Below are 4869 nucleotides of genomic sequence, written 5' to 3'. Positions count from 1 at the left end.
AATAATAAAATTTTTTTAAAAAATATTCGTATGCACGCTTTTAAGGTCTAAAACTTGCCTATCCCCTTGATTATTAAAAGGTTAGCACCATTTTATGGTCCATCTTTGAGGGGAAGTTCCGTTCTAATTGACCCCAAACCTACTTTTCTATCTGCTATCTCTAACTACTTGTCATCTAAAGAGATAGCTCATACCTGAAATTATACCTTTTGTCAACACTCACTTAAGGTTTGACCCTGATAATCTGATAATACTGATTTCTGAAAAAACCAATTTTATTTAAGTGTTAGGAAGAAAGAAGTTGTTATAATCTTCTCTGCACCCACTCTTACCTCTACTTTGAAACCTGAATTAGAAGTCAGATTATAATTAGTTCCTACAAATAAAGATGTGTACCCATCATCTGGTTTTGATTTGTACTTTAGGTTATTTGTATATGTTTCACTATATGGAGTATCAGGATGACCTCCAAGGTCTTGTAATGAGCTTGATTTCGTATACTTACCTTTTAATGTAGTACTCATATAAGAAAGAAGAATTCCACCATAAGGCGACATCTTTCCTATATCTGTACTCACCCCTAAATTCCCTTTAAATTCATTTACTTTTCCCTTATCAAAGATTGTTGAGTATATTCCCTTTTTTTCATAATCATCTGGTGCTAAATTTGTCCCTTCGGTATACTCTTTATAAATATCCTTTGATTCTAAATAGTTCCATTCCCCTTCTATCCAAAGTTTAAAAGTAGATGTTTTTAAGATTTGATGCCTTATACCAATACCATAAGTAAGTCCCCAATTTCCACTTCCAGAAAGTCTTATTGGAATATAGTCAATATCATAGTAGTAACTATCTCCATAAACATCTATCTCTTTTTGTTCCAAATCTTCAATTCCAATAGATAATCGTCCTAAACCAACTTTTCCATAGATAGCAAGTTTTGAAGTTGGTAAGAAATTTAATTTAATCATACACCGTTGAATATCAGTTTTTAATTTAGATGTCGCCCATTCTTCTTTGGTTTTTGTAAGGAAAGTTAAATGAGGATATGCATCACTTCCATATTCATATACAATCATACTTCCATCTTGTTTTGAACTTCTCCTCCCATCTTCTGCGGTAAATTCTATTAAACCTTGTGCTTGAATTATTTTTACTCCTATCATTGTACTTAAGATACTTAACATAATCAAATAAACTATACTTTTCTTTATCATTTTAAACATGTTAGTAACCTCCTCATATAATATTGTTTGTGGAGTAGATAGAGAGATTAGTTCTTCATGTCCCTCCACAGAACCGTGTATCCAGATTTCTCGTATCCGACTCCACAAGGAAATCTCCCTGTTTTCTTTCAAACAGGGGATAGACGCTCTTTTGGTGCCTTCTCTTATCCACAAAGTATCTCTGCTTCAATGGTTTCTGTCTCAATATCTTCGTTCTCCAGACATCACCTTGTTTCTTCACTCCGCTCCAACTATCATCACTTCCTTCGTATAACTTCTTGCCGGTAAATGTTGGTCCACCTACAGCCCCTCCACCACCAAAAGGGTAATAGAAGATTTGTTCCACTACCTTGCCATCTTTATCAGTAATCACCCTTGCTGAGCCTAAGTGGTCATTATGGTAGTAATATGGTTTTGCTGGACTGCCAAGCGGATTTTCCTCCACCCTAATACATAACTGCCCATTGCCATAGGCATACGAGGTCTTACTGGTGATAGTTACCTTCTCTGCTGGTGGCGATTCTATCTTATTGACAACCCGCACTATCTCATAAGCCTTGCCCTTGGCAAGTGATGTTTGACTAATTCCTATTCCCTCTTTTCCTTGCTCATCTTCTATCTCTGCTTTTACATAAGAATCTACATGTTGTAGGTCTTTATACTGAAATATAATCGAACCGTCTACATTCAGTATTACTTGAAATGTCTCTTTTTTATCTCTTGGCCAGTACAATGGTACATCTTCCCAACTCATTACCCATTTATCACCTAAATCCTTGTAAGTAATCTTACCACCGGCATAAGGATTCAAATCCCTGAAGAATGGTGCACTCATAGCATTTGGGTCTCTATTATTTAAGGATGTTTAGTTTTCAAAGAACAATTTAAAAAAATAAAAATTAAGTATTGTGTCCCCAGAATTCTCCGAATTTTGTACTTCATGCTTCAAAGAATTTTATTTTATGAACCTTGAGCACCAATTTCTTTTCGTTTTTGAATATACCTCTTTCCCAATATGTAGCTGCCATTGGGGTTCCCTCTTTTTCTTTTGCCACAATAGACAAAATTTTTTCAAATTCTTCTATATCTTCTTTGCTAATATCTGCCTCTTTTATTTCTATTTTATTTAAACCATAATAATTCTTTTTGGCTATTTCTAAAGCTGTAATCCCTTCTTTTATTTCCTTAACCCATCCGTACCTTGATGGAGTTCTTGTCTCAATTCCAACAAAAAAATGATGCTCTTTAGGTAACTTTCCTTTCATCTTGTCTTTATCGGTAGCTACTACTAAAATCTCGCCATCATTTGCAAAACATTTATTTTCTGGCGAATTCTTTGCTACCAAAATCTTAAAATATCTTTCCACTATTTACCTCCTCCTCCATGGATGATAAATTTTATGCCAATTCTTGTGATCTTTATGTCAACAGCCTGTCGAGGTCTGACCCCTTTCTTCCTGCTTCACTTCTTTAAACCCCTCCTTTTCCTCCCCTGTTTCGTAATTAAAATCATCTGCATCACTTCTTGCTGGGAAGAAAAATACTTTGTGAGTTTTAAGCACTCGCTTCCTATTAGGAGGGAATCCAACATCTGTATACGAAACAGCCATTGCATCCTCTTCTTTTTGTTTCGATATAGTGGATAAAAAATTCCTTATTTTTTCTACCTCCTCATCTATTATTTCCTTCGGCATATCTTTTTTGTTTAATACATAGTAGTTCCTTTCTGCTAATTCCAAAGGTGTAATACCGTCTTTTATTTCTTTGACCCATCCATACATTGATGGAGTTCTTGAATTAATGCCAACAAAAAAGTGGAAATCTTTGTATAATTTTCCTCTCATCTTGTCTCTTTCTGTAGCTATTATTAAAATTTCTCCCTCTTTTGCATAACACCGATTTTTTGGTGAATATTTAGCAACCAAAACTTTATAGAATTTCTCCACTTATTTTCTCCTTTCATTTTATCCAAGGACGATAATGTATATGCCTTCTTATATGATCCATTTTTAATTTTAATCTCATATTTTCAGGAATATCTTTTCCTCCAATAGATAACGGTTTAATATGGTCAACTTGATACCCTGGTGGAACCTTCCCTTTAGAAAGCCATTGTTTCATCCATGAACCTGATTTATTAATGCTAGATTTTAGGAAATTCCCTCGTTGTGTTATATTTCTAATAGTTCCTCCATATCCACCTCCAATCATCCCCATAGCATGGTCTCTCATCAACTCCTTCCCTTTTGGAGTCCAGAGGAGTTGGTATCCATTATCAGTTTTAATTAATATTCCCATTGCATCGCTAGCTACAATACTACCCGAATAACCACCTTCCCCACCAAAATCTGCCGCCCATTTAGGTAAACTACCAATATATTCATTAGATGCTTCTTCATATAATTCAGACTGGTACGCTTCCCACTTTTTCTCAAGCCAATGACCGAATGCACCACCAGCAGCACCCCAGGCTGCACCCTGGTACATAGCCTTGCCAAAGTCTCCCCCATATACCGCGGCACTTATGCCACCACTTATAGCACCTCCTAATGCTCCCTCAGCCATATCTTGCCACAGCTCATTTCCAAAGTCTATCCCACTGGTTATCATCCAACAGGCAGCACTTACCATCCCTGCCTGTAATGCCCCCTCAAGACCTCCATATTTATACCCTTCGTAGATATTATAGATTGTGCTTGCAGCTGAGTAAACTTTAAAGACAGTGATTAGAAAAGGAATAAACCATTCACCATCAGGATCAACATACCGAAGCGGGTTATTTGCACAATAAACATAAAGATTATCTCCTGGCACCTGTACCGGATCCGGTGAAATAAACCTCCCCAAGGCCGGGTCGTAGTATCTGGCGCCGAAGTAGAATAAGCCGCTGTCATCCAACTCCTTACCAGTAAATGTTGGTCCACCGACAGGTCCACCACCACCAAAAGGGTAATAGAAGATTTGTTCCACTACCTTGCCATCCTTGTCACTAATCACCCTTGCTGAGCCTAAGTGGTCATTATGGTAGTAATAGGGTTTTACCGGGCTACCAAGCGGCTCTTCTTGCAGCCTCGCAGTCAATTGACCATTACCATACACATACGAGGTCCTACTGGTAATAGTTACCTTCTGGGCCGGTGGTGACTCTATCTTAGTTACTATTAGATTCAACTCATACGCCTTCCCATCCCTAATCGAGGCTAAAGGAATAGCCACCCCGTTTCTCCCTTGACTATTCTCAATCCCTACCTTGATATACTCATCTACACCTTGTAAGCTTTTATATTGGAAGACAATCCGACCATCGTAATGCAAAATCGCCTGAAATGTCTCTTTTTCAGTCCGACCGTATAATGGCACATCCTGCCAGCTGACCACAAATCTATCCCCTAAATCCTCATAACTAATTTTACCTTCTTCAGATGGATCTAGATCGCGCCAGAAAACCCCAATCATATTATTTGGTGCCCGGGTATCAGGGATATTCGTTGGACAGAATGATTCATTGAAAGTGCATTCTACATTCAAGAGGCTGTTGACAAGAAAAAGTATAGTCCCTTTGATGAGGAAGAAGTTTTAATGTATGTATAACTCTATTAAAATAAAGCACTTGAGAGGTTACACTTAAATTTACATGGATTTA

The 4869-nt window shown here is 37.2% G+C and carries 5 protein-coding genes; all 5 read right to left on the bottom strand.

From position 1 onward, the window contains the following. Window positions 1-275: 275 nt before the first annotated feature. Window positions 276-1226, bottom strand: a complete 951-nt coding sequence (locus AB1414_15645) for a hypothetical protein (protein MEW6608853.1) — start codon at window positions 1224-1226, stop codon at window positions 276-278. A gap of 55 nt (window positions 1227-1281) precedes the next feature. Beyond that, the gene (locus AB1414_15640; GenBank protein MEW6608852.1) at window positions 1282-2061 is read right to left on the bottom strand and encodes a hypothetical protein; all 780 of its coding nucleotides are present in this window, start codon (window positions 2059-2061) and stop codon (window positions 1282-1284) included. 103 nt (window positions 2062-2164) lie between these two features. Then, window positions 2165-2593, bottom strand: coding sequence for a hypothetical protein (locus AB1414_15635; protein MEW6608851.1), 429 nt, complete (start codon window positions 2591-2593; stop codon window positions 2165-2167). A gap of 57 nt (window positions 2594-2650) precedes the next feature. Then, on the bottom strand, window positions 2651-3172 hold the full coding sequence (locus AB1414_15630; GenBank protein ID MEW6608850.1) for a hypothetical protein: 522 nt from the start codon (window positions 3170-3172) through the stop codon (window positions 2651-2653). 13 nt (window positions 3173-3185) lie between these two features. Next, on the bottom strand, window positions 3186-4754 hold the full coding sequence (locus AB1414_15625) for an RHS repeat-associated core domain-containing protein (GenBank protein MEW6608849.1): 1569 nt from the start codon (window positions 4752-4754) through the stop codon (window positions 3186-3188). Window positions 4755-4869 lie beyond the last annotated feature (115 nt).

The organism is bacterium (genome assembly GCA_040755795.1).
Lineage (GTDB): Bacteria > UBA9089 > CG2-30-40-21 > CG2-30-40-21 > SBAY01 > JBFLXS01.
This window is presented reverse-complemented; position numbering and strand designations above follow the sequence as displayed.

What these genes read in the sequence shown, in the direction of transcription:
- AB1414_15645 (MEW6608853.1), bottom strand. Translation starts at nt 1,226, where the DNA reads ATGTTTAAAATGATAAAGAAAAGTATAGTTTATTTGATTATGTTAAGT.
- AB1414_15640 (MEW6608852.1), bottom strand. Translation starts at nt 2,061, where the DNA reads ATGAGTGCACCATTCTTCAGGGATTTGAATCCTTATGCCGGTGGTAAG.